This window comes from Jeotgalibacillus terrae, assembly GCF_016908195.1.
Lineage (GTDB): Bacteria > Bacillota > Bacilli > Bacillales > Jeotgalibacillaceae > Jeotgalibacillus > Jeotgalibacillus terrae.
The window spans coordinates 1-15,587 of the sequence record NZ_JAFBDK010000002.1 but is presented as its reverse complement, the minus strand read 5'-3'; the positions used below and the strand labels follow the sequence as shown (position 1 = coordinate 15,587).

Here is a 15,587-nt window from a genome sequence, read left to right as displayed (position 1 = left end):
AGGGTCGTATTCGGCTCCACGGAGGTCGGATACACCCGGGTTGGAGGTCGCATCAGCGCCGGCGAAGGTTGTATGAGCAAAATCCAAGGTCGTATCGGTGAATTTGGTTGCAGCACCGGCCTCACTTTATGCATTTAAGAAACTAAGAGCTTGTTTCCTAAGTGCATGAAGAGGGTGTGGTCCTCAAACGTCGTATAATGCTCCGTGAATGTCGTATTTGAGTTCGTGAAGGTCGGATACGCCCGGATTGGAGGTTGTATTATCGCCTGCGAAAGTCGTATGAGCGGAATCGAACGTCTTATCCGCAAATTTGGTAGCCGCGCCAGTCCTGCTTGATGAACTAAAGACATATTCAAAAACTATTTCCTTTATCTAGTATTTATCTGCCGGATCCACTATAATAAATCTAATTTCAGAAAGGAGTGAACTTTTGAATACCAATACTCGCGTCCTATCTATCAAACATTTAACGCTCAAGGCTCTGATCCAGCGGATTCCTGAGCACCATCCGGGATATGGCAGGGTTCTTGAGCAGCTATCGATTGAAGAAGCCGGCCTTCACGGAGAACTATACTTCGATTCACTAGCTTCTAAAATCTTAACCCCTCAAAGCGCTCAGCTTAAAAATCTCACACTCTACCTCTTTAAAGAAACCTTCCAAATCGACTCTATTATCATTACCCCACAGTTTATACTGATCACAGAAATCAAAAATATGGTTGGCAATCTTCATTTTGATAAAAAAGGTGGTGTCCTGACGAGAATTTCTAATGGACAAACGGCATATTTTACTTGTCCATTGTTTCAGGTATCGCGACATAAAGAGTGTATTTCACACGTGTTAAATTATTTAAATTTGAATGTGCCTATACATGATCTTGTTATCTATACTAACAAAAATGTTGAATTTACAGTGAAGGATTCCGAACAGGAAATCTATGAGAAAATTCATCGTGTGGAGCGATTCACCCATCATTATAGAAAGATGAAAAATAGCGCTACTCCTCATCTTTCATCCGCTCAGATGAAAATTCTTTGCCAGGAATTGTTGAAAAGAAATATACGACCTTTTTGGAAAGACTATGTAAGCAATTCAGGTATTCCCTATTCAAATCTGCTAAATGGAGTCATGTGCTATGCCTGTTGCAAAATTGCCATTCAAATCAGGAACGGATGGCGGTGTCCTGGTTGCAATAAAAGAGTTGATGACATGCTGCACCAAAATATAACCGATTATTTTCTTCTTCGTGGCCCAACCGCAACAACAAACGACATCTCACATTTTCTGAATATTCCTAGCACCAGAAGCGCCAGGAACTATCTAGATAAGTTAGGTTTTAAATCTGAAATAATAGGCAAACAAAAGATATTTATTAGCCCGTTACATGAAGTGTCGACGGAGGATTTGAATAAAGTTAGAAAATGATGGGAGAAATACTGGAGGTCGTGTTATTGCTAGCAAAGGTTTTATTGGGTTCCGCGAAGTACGGGTACACCAGTGGTGGAGGTCGCACCCGAGCTGGTGAAGGCCTTATTAGTGGAACCAAAGGTCGTATCCGCAAATTTGCTCGCGGTACCAGCCCCACTTCATGCCTTTAAGAAACTAAGGGCTTGTTTCCAAAGAGCATGAAGAGGGTTTGGAGGTTGAACGTCGTATTATGCCTACTGAATGTAGTATGCTGCCCCGCGAAGGTCGGATACACCCGGGTTGAGTGTCGCATCCGCGGCGGCGAAGGTCGCATGAGCCAAATTGAATGTCCTATCCGCCCCAGCCGCCAACCCTCATCCCAAAAAAACATCCCCAAATAAGATGCACAATCCCACCCAGTAAGCTAGAATAGAACATGACAAGTGTCATATATAAAGATCCATTCAGTTGGAAATGTAAAATAGATAGGATGATTCAATGAGAACGGCAGTGGTTACTGACAGTACGGCTTATGTGCCGGTGGAGCTGCGTGAGATGTATGATATTCGTATGGTGCCGCTTTGTGTCATCATGAATGGCAAGACGTATGAGGAAGAGGTTGATCTGACGACGGATGAGTTTTATGAAGAAGTCCGTAAAGGCAATGACCTGCCTAAAACGTCGCAGCCGGCAGTGGGAACATTTGCTACGTTATTTGAAGAGCTTGGTCAGGAACACGATGAAGTGGTTACGATCCATTTATCAAGCGGGATCAGCGGTACATACGCCGGGGCGGTTCAGGCCGGTGAGATGGTTGATAATATAAACGTGTACGCATTTGACTCTGAGATTGCCTGCATGGTTCAGGGAATGTTTGTGATTGAAGCAGCGGCTATGGCTAAAAATGGCGCCGGTGCCGAGGAGATTATGACGCGTTTAAACGAGCTGAAGGAAACAACGCGCGCGTACTTTATGGTAGATAACCTGAGTCACCTTCAGCGCGGAGGGAGATTGTCAAACGCCCAGGCGATTATCGGAAGTCTCCTTCAGGTAAAGCCACTCCTGCACTTTGTAGACACACAGATTGAACCGTTTGAAAAAATCCGTACCCGTAAAAAAGCAATGAAGCGGATTGTTGACCTATTAAAAGAAGATGCACAGAAATACGAAGAAGTTCAGGCAGTCATTATCCATGCCAACCGCGAAGAAGAAGCCATTGCATGGAAAAATGAGATTAGCAGCGAACTGCCAAACGTTTCATTCCGCATCAGCCACTTTGGACCAGTGATCGGCACGCACCTAGGCGAAGGGTCGATGGGTCTTGGGTGGATGAAAAAGTAGTAGAGGGTCTGACCCTGCTCTAAGTACCCAGCCGGTGAAGAAGGTAGACCCGGGCGAAAACCCGGGCACTACCCAGTATCTAAAAACCACATAAAAGGAGTCCACGCAATGATCACTCCCCAGCAATTCCTCTCCGGAAGACAGTTTCTCCTATGCGAAGTCCTCAACGTATTTCCGCTTGAACAATGCCAGAACGAAATCACCATGATCCCGGCAGTAGAAAAATTCAGATGCAATAGATGTAGTAACACCAAGCGCTACCTGTTTGCGACTCACGCATGCGGTAAATGCGGAAGGTTATGTACCTATTGCCGCAACTGCATTCAGATGGGGAAAGCGTCTGAGTGTGAGCGGATCGTGTTATGGAACGCGTCACCATTTCAAAAAGAGCCGCCCGCAGCACCAATTCTTCAGTGGCAAGGCAGCTTGTCACCTCCGCAACAAAGAGCATCAGCTGCTCTCATCCAATCCATTGACTCAAAGCGATCCATCCTCATCCACGCAGTGTGCGGTGCCGGGAAGACTGAGATACTGTTTCCAGCGATTGAAAATGCACTTCAACACGCATTACGCGTATGTATTGCTACACCCCGCCGTGATGTTGTGCAGGAGCTGGCCCCGCGATTAAAACGCGCTTTTCCCACTTCAGAAATTGAATCCCTCTACGGTGGCAGTGAAGATCGTCTGCCGCATGCCCACGTCACCATCGCAACCACCCACCAGCTGATCAGGTTTAGAGAAGCGTTTGACGTGATGATCATTGATGAAGTTGATGCTTTTCCGTATGCTGCAGACCACGCTCTCCAAAAAGCTGCGCAGCATGCCCGCAAGAAGAATTCCACACTCATTTACCTCAGCGCCACACCCTCCCGCAAAATTAAAACGGATCAGACAGTTAAAATTCCTGCAAGATTCCACGGTCATCCTTTACCTGTTCCGAAAACGAAATGGCTTGGTAATTGGCGTAAGTCATTGCTCAAAAAGAAAGTTGATCCGATCCTTTTAAAATGGCTCACTATACACCCGAAGGCGCTTGTCTTTATGCCTGACATTGAATCGATGGAGATTTATGCGGATTTGCTTGATGTGCCGTTCGTTCACTCAGCTGATCCAGATCGCGGGCAGAAGGTGCAGGCGTTTCGGGAAGGCAGGCACCAGGTTATGCTGACAACGACTATTTTAGAGAGAGGGGTTACGTTTCCGGGTGTGGAGGTGGCGGTTGTGGGTGCCGGTGATCCTGTATTTACTGAAGCTGCGCTTGTGCAGATCGCTGGCCGTGTTGGACGCGATCCGGCAAAACCTCACGGCGATGTGACACTTTTTCATACCGGACTGACTGATGCGATCGTGAAAGCGCAGCGGCATATTGTGCTGATGAATAAGGAAGCGCAGAAGCTGGGGTATTTGAAATGAGGTGCCTGTATTGTCACGCCAGGATATTCGAAGAGGTCGGCTGGAGTGACTTGATTTTTAAAAGGGTGGAGGATCCGTTTTGTGTGGATTGCCGCAGTACGTTTGTGGAAATTGAGGACCCACGTTGCACTATATGTTCGCGCTCAATGAATGCGGACGGTGTTTGCGGCGACTGTGAAATGTGGGCAAAGCATCCTAACTACTCAGACGTACTGATCTCTAATCATTCAATCTATGAATACAATGATTCGTTGAAAGAGCTCATCAAGCGCTTTAAATATAACGGGGATTATGCGCTTGCGGGGTGCTTCAGACAGGAATTAATTGAACACATTAAGCTTTATAAAAAATCTATCATCATCCCTTTGCCAGTCAGTTCTTTACGGTTAAAAGAAAGAGGTTTTAATCAGACAGAAGCGCTGCTAGAATGTGCGGGAATTTCATATGAGAATCTCTTAAAGAGAATTGATACTGAAATTTCTCAGGCAAAAAAACAGAAAGCTGCACGTCATAAAGGAGAAAATCCATTTCAGACTGAAAAAGTATTAAATGGAGAAAACATTTTGCTCATTGATGACCTCTACACAACCGGTACAACAATCAGAAGAGCTGCCAGTGTGTTGAAAAAATCCGGAGCGGGTGAAGTAAGATCTTTAACGATTGGAAGATGATTTAAGGTCGAACTGGTGACAAAGTTTCATTGTCTAAATAAAAAGACCTACATATTATCTTCCATTTATTCCTCATTCGATTTATACTAAAGAAAACAACTGAGGAGGACATAAACATGGCAGAATTAAAAAATTGTCCTAAGTGTAATGCAATCTTTAACTACAACGGCTTACGTGATGTATGCCCGAAGTGTCATAAAGAAGAAGAGGATTTGTTTGAGGTAGTGTACCGTTTTTTGAGACAGCGTGAAAACAGGGCAGCATCGATTAACCGTATCACTGAAGCTACCGGAGCGTCAGCGGGACTGCTTCACAAGTGGGTTCGTAAGCGCAGACTCCATCCGGCACAATTCCCGGGGCTTGGTTATCCGTGTGATAATTGCGGTACGCTGATTATTCAGGGGAAGATCTGTAAATCATGTACAGATAACATCAAAACTGACCTGGCGCAGCATGAAGCGAATATGGAATTTCGTGAAGCAGTAGCAAACAGCAATAAGAAAACTTACCTTTCAAACCGCAATAAATAAGCATCAGACGCATGGGACTTTTATTCTAAATTTCCCCTGCGTCTTTAATTTTTGTTCAGCCTGCCGATATAATGGGTAACACACTAATATCGATAAAGGAAAGCAGGTGAGAGCTTTGAAAATTAATCCTTTTCATCAAAATCCAATCAATCCTTATAAACGCCAGGAAGCTAAAGTAGAGCAGACAGAACTACAGAAGCAAAAAAAGGCTGATAAGGTTGAGATTTCATCAGAAGCAAAGGAAATGCAAAGCTTAAATAAAATCCAGGAAGGCCGGCAGGAGAGAATTGATCAGCTGAAGGCATCTGTTGAGAATGGCACGTACAAACCGGATGCTACTCAGACGGCTGAGAACCTGTTGAAATTCTTCAGACAGAACTGATAAAAAATTGCTCATTCGATGGGCAATTTTTTATGTATAAACGGAGGTGTATGAATCGTGCAAATTAAAATGGATCCAGCGGTGAGCAGTCAGTCAGGTAGCCAGAAAGAAGTAGCGCTGAAACAAGGTGACTTATTTTCTGCTAATGTGAAAAGCAAAGGCAACGGTGAGGCAACGCTTCAGGTTAAAGGTCAGGAAGTTAAAGTAAAGACAGAAGGCGAGCTGCCAGCTAATGGGCGCGTATCACTTGAAGTAACAGGTACGAAAGATGGTATGCCAGTCGTTCGTCAGGTGCAGCAGAATCCTCAGCAGTCTCAGCAACAACCAGATCTTGTGAAACTGAATGATGGAAAACCTTTAACACCTGAGCTGAAAGTGGCGGTCAATCATTTAATGGAAAAAGGCGTCCCTGTTAACAAAGAAGTCATGCAGGCACTTAGGAACTTTTTATCTAAAACTGATGCCCCGTCCAGTCAAAAGCTTGAAACGATTCAGGCAGCTGTCTCAAAAAATCTGTCAATCACAGCAAATAAACTGACTGCGATCCATTCTGCTTTGCACGGACCTCCAATCAGTGAAGCAGTATCAGCACTTTTAAAAAGTGCCGGCGTTGAGATCACTGCAGGACGTCAGCACAGCACAAGTCAAATCGAGAGCGCAGCCAGACAGCAACTGACACAGGCACTTCAATTACTGATGAAAGCAGCACCGGAACAGGTTCAGTCGCTGCTCAAACAGTTTGATGCAGGTGGCAATGTAAAAGAACTTGCTGCGCAGTTGCAGAAGAACTTTCCGGCATTACTTGCAAATAACCAGCAGGCAACGAAATTTCTGGACAATGCTGTAAAGCTTGATTCACTCGTAAAACCTGTCGTTGAAAGTCAGCCAGTGGATCAATCAAAGGCGCTGATGATTCAAGAAGCGAAAACATCGATCCGTAAATCTCCGGATGTAAAAGCAGTTGTAGAATCTTTTGCAAAGCTGAGCGATCAGGCTGACTTTGATCCACAGACGAAACAGGCGCTTCAGCAATCAGCTGCGAAGGCGGAACAGTTTATCCAAAATGGACAGGAGCTTCAGGCGCGACAGGAAATGATGCAGGGAATCCAGCAGGCTTCAGCTGCTTATCCTTTAAAAGCTGCTTCGGAACAGTACCAGCTGTCTGATGAACTGATTTCTCAAATTCCCATGCAGTCACGGGACGTTATTGTGACGAGAATCAGTGAGCGTCTATCTCAGGCCGCGCTTGATTTTAAAAATATCCAGAAAGACATCAGCCGCAACCTGAGTCAGATTGAGTTTGCTGCAAACCAGCCGAAACAGGCTGCCGTTCAGCAGACAAAACCACTTCTTGAAGCCACGATTAAAATGCTCGATCAGGCTATTTTAAAAGGTGACTTTATGCTTCATACAAATATGCAGACAGAGAAAAATCTGCTGAAAGCAAGCGGTCAGCTGGCTGAAGCGTCAAAGCTTTTAGCACGTGGAGAAGTTGCGCAGGCTGCAAGGATCACATCTGAAGTTAAATCAATGATGGAGAAAATTGAATTCAAGCCTTCTGATGTCAAAGTACAGCATTTCGTCTCAAAAGAAATCATGCAGCTTGAGCCTGCATCCCAGCAGCGAACAACGGCAATGCAGCTCCAGCAGTCTATGCAGATGCTTCACAACGAACCGTCAGCGCGCCATGCGTATGAACATGTCCGTTCAATGGGTATGACATTTGAGAATGAGCAGGCTCATTCACTGCTTCGCGGGTCAGGAAATGAACAGATGGCTTCAACGCTAAAAGCGATGCTTCTGAAAATGAGTCAGGAAGGGAAAGCGGATCAGTCCATGAACCAGCTGATCGGTCAGCAGCTGCTCAGTAAAACCGATACGAATGGTTTGCAGAGCATGGTCATGACACTTCCATTTATTCTGCAGGAAAAAGTGGAGAATTTTAAAGTCTACATGCAGTCGAAAAACAGCAGTCAGAAGATTGACTGGGAAAACTGTAATCTTTACTTCCTCTTTGATACGAAAAAAATGGGTGAGATCGGTGTATCGCTGAATGTATCTGAACGTAATCTTTCTATTAAAATGAAAAACGACCAGGAAGGCTTTGAAGCTAAAATGGCACCGATCACTGACCTGGCAAAAGACCGTCTTGAACAGATCGGTTATCAGGTGCAGCAGCTTCAGTTCGACCGTCTGACAAAAGAAGATCAGCCGGAAGAAGCTGAACTTCAGGAGAAGGCAGTGCCAATCATGACTGAGAAGGGATATGATTTTTCAGTATGAGACCACATTATTTTAATCCAGCCGCAAAACGGAAAATCAGCGGCCCGACAGCTGCAGTCATCCGCTATGACGAAAAGGACGACTCCCCGCATATCGTAGCCCAGGGAAGCGGCGCACTTGCGGAAAAAATACTGGAGCTTGCCAAACAACACAATATTCACCTTGAAGAAGACAACAGCCTGCTCGCTGACCTCTTGGACATTGATCTGGGGGACACCATCCCTCCACAGCTTTACGCAGTGATTGCAGAGATCCTGCTGCTGATTGAGGAGATGGAGAAGCAGTACTGAAGGCAGGGGACAGTCCCTGGTCTTCAAAAGTCCGGACGTGGAAAACACACACGTCCGGACTTTTTTATATAAATGAAAAATTACCTATTAATCATTTTCCATTTTCCCCGATAAATAGAGTAGCAGGAGGGGAAACGATGAACTTTTTATCAAAAGAACTTTTATATCAGAAATCACCTCAGGAGCTGACTTCCTTACTTTATGAAGCAGCGATTACGAAACTCGAAAAAGCGATTCAGGATACGAAAGAACAGAATTATATAGAAGCCAACCAGTCATACCAGAGAGTGAACGATATTCTTCACCGCCTCGGGGCAGGGCTGAACTACGAAAGTGGTATTATCGCTGATCAATTGGATGCTGTGTATAACTTTATGGCGGATGAGATTGTGATGGCGAATCTGAAGAAGGATGCCGGGAAGGCTGAGGAAGTGCTGACGCTTCTGAAGGAAATCAGCGACTCCTGGAATCAGGCTACAAAAGCAAACCAGACAACAAAGCCTCGTCCGTCTAAAGCAAACCCTTACGAACAGCACGTCATGGTAGAAGAGAAAGACCACTCACCAAACAAAATGGAAGCGGGGAAATAAATTATGAGAATTAACCACAACATTCAGGCGTTAAACGCATACAGAAACTTAAACCAAACAATGAATGACACATCGAAAAGTCTTGAAAAGCTTTCATCAGGTCTACGCATTAACCGTGCAGCAGATGACGCAGCAGGTCTTGCGATTTCTGAGAAGATGAGATCACAGATTCGTGGGTTGGAGATGGCTGAGCGAAATGCGTTGGATGGGGTTTCTTTGATTCAGACTGCGGAGGGTGCATTGGCTTCTACACATGACATTCTTCAGCGTATGAGGGAACTTGCAGTACAGGCTTCTAATGGCACTCTAGAAGATTCTGATAGAGAAGCAGTTCAGGATGAAATAGATGCATTAATTGAAGAAGTTGATAGAATTGCAGAAAACACTCAGTTTAACAGTAAAGAGCTGCTCAATGGTGTGTCGGGAGCTTCAGGAGTAACTTCTCTTGAAGTGATGCTGCAGATCGGTGCTAATGATGGAGAAAATATTCAAATAAGCCTTGATCGTATGGGAGCAAATGAACTTAACTTATCAAGCGGGACAGGATCAGGAGCTTCAAATATTTCTTTAGAAACTACTAGTGGCGCTCAAAGTGCTATTACGACAATTTCAGAAGCTATCGAAACTGTCTCTAAAGCTCGAAGTAATTTAGGTGCTTTTCAGAACCGCCTGGAGCACACAGTGTCTAACCTTCAATCTGCTAACGAAAACCTAACAGCAGCCGAATCACGTATTCGTGACCTCGACATGGCAAAAGAAATGTCACAGTTTACAAGAAATAACATCTTAAACCAGGCAGGGCAGGCAATGCTTGCACAGGCCAACCAGCTGCCGCAGGGCATTCTGCAGCTGCTTCAATAATGTTACAATCAATGGAGGAGTAGATAATCTGCTCCTCCATTTTTTAAAGCGAAGACTTGACTCTTCACAGCGGAGGGATACTTTATGGATGTACAACGCGTAGGCAGAACAACTGAGACAAATAAAACTCAAAAGAAAGAACAGGTCGCAAAAGAATCTGTCTCTTTTCAGGATGTCATCTCCAAGAAACGTACTACTACTTTAATCGATAAATTGACTGCAATGAGCGCTGAAATAGAAGACCAGGGAAAAAAACTTTCAGATTCCAGAACAGTAGAAGACCTCCGCAAGTATAAAGGTCTCGTCAAAAAGTTCATGGAAGAAGCAGTTAATAACGGCCTTCAACTTGAAGATCAGAGAGGCTTCAATCGAAGAGGACGCACAAAGGTATACAAAATCGTTAAAGAAATCGATTCAAAATTGATTGACCTCACAAACCAGGTACTCGACAAAGAGAAAAAAGGTCTTGATATCCTCGGCACGATTGGAGAAATTCAAGGGCTGATCATTAACGTATACTCATAAACCTTTAATAATGCAAAATTTGTCCGATATATAACGTGACAATGATTGAAGACCCGGGACAGTCCCGGCACTTCAATTCTTCACAAAAGAGCGAAGACCCGGGACTGTCCCTCATCTTCGCTACAAAATGGGGGACTCACATGCCCGAGCAATCAATTAAAACAATCTTACAACAACAAACCAAATTGCATAGAAGCCTGCTTGAGCTTGCACATCAAAAAACAGCTGTGATCAAAGAAAATAATCTTGATCAGTTAAATCAGCTGATTAAAGATGAGCAGAAGCATATCCAGGCGATTAGTGCGTTAGAAAATAAGCGTCAGCAGATGGTGACGAATGAGGATGTTCAGTCAGAAAAGGATGAGTTGTTGCAAGTTGTACTGGATCTAAAAGCAGTAAACGAATTAAATCAGGACCTGTTAACTCAATCCATGCAGCTTGTCTCACTGAACCTCGACCTGCTAATGCCACAGCCGGACTCAATGAACTATTCAAAAACCAATCAGGATGATGACGACAAACCTGCCAGATCAATGTTTGATTCGCAGGCATAACAAAGGGGAGATAAAAGATGCGTTCAACTTTCATGGGGCTAGAAACAGCAAAGCGTGCACTGTTCACTCAGCAAAGTGCGCTGCACACAACAGGACATAATATCGCTAACGCCAATACGCCCGGTTATTCAAGACAACGTGTGAATTTTGGCACAACAACGCCATTCGCTCCAGCAGCAATGAATCAGCCGCAAATCCCTGGACAAATGGGTACAGGGGTTGAAGCGAATTCCATCCAGCGTGTACGTGATAACTTTCTGGACATTCAATTTCGTCAGGAAAATAACAAGTTGGGTTATTGGGATTCTCGTTCTGCCGCACTGAGCGAAATGGAAAACATCATTAACGAGCCAACGTCTAACGGACTTGGGGCAGTTATGGGAGAGTTTTGGCAGTCGCTTCAGGATCTTTCGGTTTATCCTGAAAACGATGGAGCAAGAAATGTTGTACTTGAACGGGGACAGTCAGTGGTAGACACATTCCATTACCTCAATGACTCACTCACACAGATCAAAAGCAATATCGGTAATGAAATTAAGGTTTCACTAGATAGCGTTAACTCCCTGTTAGAACAGATAGCAGATATTAACGGTCAGATTGGAGACGTTGAACCACACGGGAACGTTCCGAACGATCTCTATGACCGTCGTGATAATCTGGTAGATGAGCTTTCAGGTTATATCGATATTAAAGTAACAACTACTCAATCTGAAGGAGATCCTGCTGATGAAGCAGAAGGTCTTTATAATATCAGTATTGTCGGAGCGAATGGTAAAGAAGAGATTCTTGTATCCAAAGACAACTATTACCAGCTTGGAACGGATGCCGGTGGAGATAAGCTTTCTACATCGGTAGCTGATAGTGTGCAAAGTCTTTATATCTTTACGAGTGAAGGCAACAAGATCTCAAGCAAGAAGTTAGATATTGCTGATGAGAATGGGAATGTTATCTTTTCACGCGGGGAAATTCGTGGGTTGATTGAGTCTTATGGCTACAAGTATGAAGATGGAACTGGTGCTGAGGTGGAGGAAGGTATCTATCCTAATATGTTAGATGAATTGGACAAACTGGCTTATACGTTTGCCAATACTTTTAATGATATCCACAATATGGGTATTGATCTTGAGAATGCCTCAGGGAAAGATTTTTTTGATACTTCCAACTTTACTACTGACATCGGAAAAGAACATGTAGGGGCGTCTAAGCTCATTGAAATGACAGGTTTAACTTCAAAAGAAATTGCTGCATCAACAACTGTTTCTGCAAATGGTGATGTCAACGCTGGTGATGGTAAAAACGCAATTAACCTTTCTAATATTCAAAACTGGGTGATGGACGGAGATCAAGTTACCTTAGAAGGTTTTGATACGCCAACAACTTATGATCTGGATCAGACATTAATCGGAACCGCCTCTATGAACTCATTCTATGAAGGTGTAATTGGCGGACTTGGTGTAGAGGCACTTCAGGCAAACCGTCTTTCAGGAAACAGTGAAGTCCTTCGTGAATCAGTAAATCAAAAACGCCAATCAGTCAGTTCTGTTTCATTAGATGAAGAAATGACCAATATGATTCAGTTCCAGCACGCTTACAACGCAGCTGCTCGTAACATCACAATGGTCGATGAAATGTTAGATAAAATTATTAACGGCATGGGACTAGTCGGCAGATAAAAGGAGTGAATAATCTATGCGCGTAACACAATCAATGCTTGCGGGAAATATGCTTCGCAACTTATCGAACAGTTATAATGATATGGCTAAATATCAGGAGCAGATTGCAACTCAGAAGAAAATCTCACGCCCCTCTGATGATCCGGTTGTTGCGATGAAGGGTGTATTATACCGTCGTAACTTAACAGAAGTCGAGCAGTATAAAAGAAACTTCTCTGAAGCCTACAACTGGGTTGAAAACGCAGATACATCGCTTGATAAGGCAAATCAGGCAATGCAGCGTCTTCGCGAACTGCTCGTTCAAACGTCAAACGACACTTATGATGCAGAACAACGGAAAGCAACAAAAGCTGAAATTGAGCAATTAAAAGAGCATATTGAAGAGATTGGCAATACAAAGTTTGGTGATAAGTATTTGTTCAATGGAACAAATACAACATCAAAACCACTTGATGTAGCAGGTGGTGTTTATCCTGAAAACGATGAAGCTGTTGAAATTGAACTTTCTAAAGGTGTTCACATTAAAGTGAATATTGATGGAACATCGGTATTCTCGCAAGAAATGTTTGATGATATTGATGATATTATCTCAACACTTGAGAATGAGAACTCAACAGGCGACGACATTAATAATTTCCTGACAAACATGGACACTCATATGACTAACCTCTCCAACGAACGCTCATCACTCGGTGCCCGTTACAACCGTATCGAACTGATGGAATCACGGGTCAGCGAGCAGGAAGTCATTTCAACAAGAGTTATGTCTGACAATGAAGACATCGACTTTGAAAAAGTGATTACTGATATGAAGGTTCAGGAAAGTGTACATCGTGCAGCATTAAGCGTAGGTTCTCGTATCATCCAGCCGTCACTCATGGATTTCCTTAGATAAAAAGGAGGAATAACCAATGAAAATTCCTCAGATACTGATTGATCAGACACAAGCTAAAATCGGCATGGAATCACCTCGGGGTCAGCAACAGATCGAACAGCCACAGGCAGTACTTGATCTAAAGCAGACCCCTTCTAAAATGAGCATCACAACAACCAAAGGCTGGCTCACGATTGATCAGACTGAAGCATGGGCTTCCATGGATATCAAACCGATTTCCCGACGCATTCGCGAGTGGGCAGCAGAAGGTAATCAGGATGTCTTGAAAGGTATGCAGCGAGTAGCATCCGAAGGCGATGAACTCATGAAAATTGAAAATGGTGGTGACCCTATTAAGGCCATCGCAAAAAGAAACTACGAAGGCCCACCGCCATCATTTAACATTGGATTTGTCCCGCCGCCATTCAGCGTTAAAATGGATTATCGACCTAGTACCACAGATATTCAGTTCACAGAAGGCGGAGTTGAAAACAATACACGCGCACAAAAACCAAGAATCAATTACACACCACAGGAAGTAAAAATTCATATGCAACAGCTGAACTCAATCAGATTCAGCGTCGTGAACCAGGAAATTTAAAATAGGAGCTGTTTGTTCCATGAAGATTCAAACAAAGTACCATGGTGAAGTCGAACTGAACGAAAAAGATATCTGGCATTTTGAAAAAGGAATTCCGGGTTTTGAAGACGAAAAACAATTTACGGTTTTATCATTTGAAGATAATGATGTTTTTTTCGTTCTTCAATCTGTGAACACTTCTTCACTCGGATTTATCATAAGCAATCCGTTTTCATTCTTTAAAGGGTATGAAATCAAACTCGATGATGCAGTGACACATGCACTCGAACTTAAAAAGCCTGAAGATTCGATGGTCTATGTCATTTTAACAGTGAGAGATCCATTCAATGAATCAACAGCCAATCTCCAGGCGCCGATTGTCTTTAACCTGACTAACAAGAAAGCTAAGCAGATTATTCTTAACGACTACTCTAGAAAACAGCCAGTCTCAGCGGCTGCCGTAAAGGGGTGATTCGATGTTAGTGCTGACAAGAAAAACAGGCGAAGCAATCAGGATTGGAGATGACATCGAAATCACTGTGCTTTCAGTGCAGGGGGATCAGGTCAAACTGGGTATCGATGCACCAAAGCATATTGATATACATAGGAAAGAAATCTTTCTTGCCATTCAGGAGGAAAACACAGCAGCCAACAATATTATAGATATTACAAAGTTATTTTCTAAGGACTAATCCGCTTTTACTAAGCGGATATTTTTATTAGTGCAAAATATAGTTAAATATTTCGACCCACAGCCGATATAACTAGTGTAAGCAGGAATTACAGGGCGGCCGACCTTTGAGACTTGCTATAAAACTTACCGTTCACAAGGAAGTGAATGGGTATACTCAAGGAGGAAAATAACAATGATTATTAATCACAATTTAAACGCGATGAATGCACACCGTCAAATGGGCATGAACGTTAACTCAGCAGGAAATGCAATGGAGAAACTATCTTCAGGTCTTCGTATTAACCGTGCTGGTGACGATGCTGCAGGTCTATCAATTTCTGAAAAAATGCGTGGACAGATCCGTGGGCTTGATCAGGCATCAAGAAATGCTCAAGACGGAATTTCTCTTATTCAAACAGCTGAAGGTGCATTGAATGAAACTCATGCTATCCTTCAAAGACAAAGAGAATTAATCGTGCAGGCAGGTAACGAAGGAACTTTGGAAACTGAAGATTTAGAAGCAATTCAGGAAGAGTTAACTGAACTTAATGCTGAATTGACTGGAATTGCAGATCGCACAGAGTTTAACGGTAAAAAACTGTTAGATGGTAACTTTGATTCTGATTTCCAAATTGGTGCAAACTCAGGTCAACAACTTAATTTAACTATAACTTCACCAAGTGGTGGATTTTCAGCAGCTGATTTAGGCGTTGATGGTGTTACAGCAACTGGTACTTCATTCGATGCTGATATTGCATTGGTAAACACTGCAATTGAGAGTGTATCTGCAGCTCGCTCAAATTTAGGGGCTAATCAAAATAGATTAAGCCATACAATAAAAAATCTTGATAATGCATCTGAAAATCTTCAGGCTGCAGAATCACGTATTCGTGACGTTGATATGGCATCAGAAATGATGGAATTTACACGTGCAAATAT

At 43.3% G+C, this 15,587-nt stretch carries 18 protein-coding genes; all 18 read left to right on the top strand.

Annotated elements, in window-relative coordinates:
• Window positions 1–430: 430 nt before the first annotated feature.
• On the top strand, window positions 431–1,426 hold the full coding sequence (locus tag JOD21_RS02080; protein ID WP_204728013.1) for a nuclease-related domain-containing protein: 996 nt from the start codon (window positions 431–433) through the stop codon (window positions 1,424–1,426).
• Window positions 1,427–1,906: 480 nt separating this feature from the next.
• Window positions 1,907–2,749 carry a DegV family protein gene (locus tag JOD21_RS02075; RefSeq protein ID WP_204728012.1) on the top strand — a complete coding sequence of 281 codons (843 nt, stop codon included), beginning with the start codon at window positions 1,907–1,909 and terminating at the stop codon, window positions 2,747–2,749.
• A gap of 108 nt (window positions 2,750–2,857) precedes the next feature.
• On the top strand, window positions 2,858–4,162 hold the full coding sequence (locus tag JOD21_RS02070) for an ATP-dependent helicase ComFA (protein ID WP_204728011.1): 1,305 nt from the start codon (window positions 2,858–2,860) through the stop codon (window positions 4,160–4,162).
• 179 nt (window positions 4,163–4,341) lie between these two features.
• Entirely contained in the window at window positions 4,342–4,833 is a 492-nt protein-coding gene (locus JOD21_RS02065) for a ComF family protein (RefSeq protein WP_204728010.1), read from the top strand.
• Window positions 4,834–4,949: 116 nt separating this feature from the next.
• On the top strand, window positions 4,950–5,363 hold the full coding sequence (locus JOD21_RS02060) for a TIGR03826 family flagellar region protein (RefSeq protein ID WP_204728009.1): 414 nt from the start codon (window positions 4,950–4,952) through the stop codon (window positions 5,361–5,363).
• Window positions 5,364–5,478: 115 nt separating this feature from the next.
• Window positions 5,479–5,745 (top strand): flagellar biosynthesis anti-sigma factor FlgM, encoded by a 267-nt coding sequence (flgM, locus tag JOD21_RS02055; protein ID WP_204728008.1) that lies wholly within the window; start codon window positions 5,479–5,481, stop codon window positions 5,743–5,745.
• 57 nt (window positions 5,746–5,802) lie between these two features.
• Window positions 5,803–8,028 (top strand): hypothetical protein, encoded by a 2,226-nt coding sequence (locus JOD21_RS02050; RefSeq protein ID WP_204728007.1) that lies wholly within the window; start codon window positions 5,803–5,805, stop codon window positions 8,026–8,028.
• Window positions 8,025–8,318, top strand: a complete 294-nt coding sequence (locus JOD21_RS02045; RefSeq protein WP_204728006.1) for an EscU/YscU/HrcU family type III secretion system export apparatus switch protein — start codon at window positions 8,025–8,027, stop codon at window positions 8,316–8,318. The genes JOD21_RS02050 and JOD21_RS02045 overlap by 4 nt, the downstream gene beginning before the upstream one ends.
• Window positions 8,319–8,455: 137 nt before the next feature.
• Entirely contained in the window at window positions 8,456–8,908 is a 453-nt protein-coding gene (fliS, locus tag JOD21_RS02040; RefSeq protein WP_204728005.1) for a flagellar export chaperone FliS, read from the top strand.
• Between the two features lie 3 nt (window positions 8,909–8,911).
• On the top strand, window positions 8,912–9,769 hold the full coding sequence (locus JOD21_RS02035) for a flagellin N-terminal helical domain-containing protein (protein ID WP_204728004.1): 858 nt from the start codon (window positions 8,912–8,914) through the stop codon (window positions 9,767–9,769).
• 84 nt (window positions 9,770–9,853) lie between these two features.
• On the top strand, window positions 9,854–10,294 hold the full coding sequence (locus JOD21_RS02030; RefSeq protein WP_204728003.1) for a YaaR family protein: 441 nt from the start codon (window positions 9,854–9,856) through the stop codon (window positions 10,292–10,294).
• Between the two features lie 140 nt (window positions 10,295–10,434).
• Window positions 10,435–10,848, top strand: coding sequence for a flagellar protein FlgN (locus tag JOD21_RS02025; RefSeq protein WP_204728002.1), 414 nt, complete (start codon window positions 10,435–10,437; stop codon window positions 10,846–10,848).
• A gap of 17 nt (window positions 10,849–10,865) precedes the next feature.
• Entirely contained in the window at window positions 10,866–12,521 is a 1,656-nt protein-coding gene (gene flgK, locus JOD21_RS02020) for a flagellar hook-associated protein FlgK (protein ID WP_204728001.1), read from the top strand.
• Between the two features lie 16 nt (window positions 12,522–12,537).
• The gene (flgL, locus tag JOD21_RS02015) at window positions 12,538–13,416 is read left to right on the top strand and encodes a flagellar hook-associated protein FlgL (RefSeq protein WP_204728000.1); all 879 of its coding nucleotides are present in this window, start codon (window positions 12,538–12,540) and stop codon (window positions 13,414–13,416) included.
• A 16-nt stretch (window positions 13,417–13,432) separates the two neighbouring features.
• Window positions 13,433–13,996, top strand: coding sequence for a DUF6470 family protein (locus tag JOD21_RS02010; RefSeq protein WP_204727999.1), 564 nt, complete (start codon window positions 13,433–13,435; stop codon window positions 13,994–13,996).
• Window positions 13,997–14,015: 19 nt separating this feature from the next.
• Entirely contained in the window at window positions 14,016–14,447 is a 432-nt protein-coding gene (gene fliW, locus JOD21_RS02005; protein WP_204727998.1) for a flagellar assembly protein FliW, read from the top strand.
• A 4-nt stretch (window positions 14,448–14,451) separates the two neighbouring features.
• Entirely contained in the window at window positions 14,452–14,667 is a 216-nt protein-coding gene (gene csrA / locus JOD21_RS02000; protein WP_204727997.1) for a carbon storage regulator CsrA, read from the top strand.
• A gap of 174 nt (window positions 14,668–14,841) precedes the next feature.
• Window positions 14,842–15,587 (top strand): flagellin N-terminal helical domain-containing protein (locus JOD21_RS01995; RefSeq protein WP_204727995.1); only part of this gene is annotated, 746 nt, incomplete at its 3' end.

Excerpts from the sequence above, each read along its gene's own strand:
- JOD21_RS02075 (WP_204728012.1), top strand. The coding sequence starts at position 1,907 with ATGAGAACGGCAGTGGTTACTGACAGTACGGCTTATGTGCCGGTGGAG.
- JOD21_RS02070 (WP_204728011.1), top strand. The coding sequence starts at position 2,858 with ATGATCACTCCCCAGCAATTCCTCTCCGGAAGACAGTTTCTCCTATGC.
- JOD21_RS02065 (WP_204728010.1), top strand. The coding sequence starts at position 4,342 with ATGTGGGCAAAGCATCCTAACTACTCAGACGTACTGATCTCTAATCAT.
- JOD21_RS02060 (WP_204728009.1), top strand. The coding sequence starts at position 4,950 with ATGGCAGAATTAAAAAATTGTCCTAAGTGTAATGCAATCTTTAACTAC.
- JOD21_RS02045 (WP_204728006.1), top strand. The coding sequence starts at position 8,025 with ATGAGACCACATTATTTTAATCCAGCCGCAAAACGGAAAATCAGCGGC.
- fliS (WP_204728005.1), top strand. The coding sequence starts at position 8,456 with ATGAACTTTTTATCAAAAGAACTTTTATATCAGAAATCACCTCAGGAG.
- JOD21_RS02035 (WP_204728004.1), top strand. The coding sequence starts at position 8,912 with ATGAGAATTAACCACAACATTCAGGCGTTAAACGCATACAGAAACTTA.
- JOD21_RS02030 (WP_204728003.1), top strand. The coding sequence starts at position 9,854 with ATGGATGTACAACGCGTAGGCAGAACAACTGAGACAAATAAAACTCAA.
- JOD21_RS02025 (WP_204728002.1), top strand. The coding sequence starts at position 10,435 with ATGCCCGAGCAATCAATTAAAACAATCTTACAACAACAAACCAAATTG.
- flgK (WP_204728001.1), top strand. The coding sequence starts at position 10,866 with ATGCGTTCAACTTTCATGGGGCTAGAAACAGCAAAGCGTGCACTGTTC.
- flgL (WP_204728000.1), top strand. The coding sequence starts at position 12,538 with ATGCGCGTAACACAATCAATGCTTGCGGGAAATATGCTTCGCAACTTA.
- JOD21_RS02010 (WP_204727999.1), top strand. The coding sequence starts at position 13,433 with ATGAAAATTCCTCAGATACTGATTGATCAGACACAAGCTAAAATCGGC.
- fliW (WP_204727998.1), top strand. The coding sequence starts at position 14,016 with ATGAAGATTCAAACAAAGTACCATGGTGAAGTCGAACTGAACGAAAAA.
- csrA (WP_204727997.1), top strand. The coding sequence starts at position 14,452 with ATGTTAGTGCTGACAAGAAAAACAGGCGAAGCAATCAGGATTGGAGAT.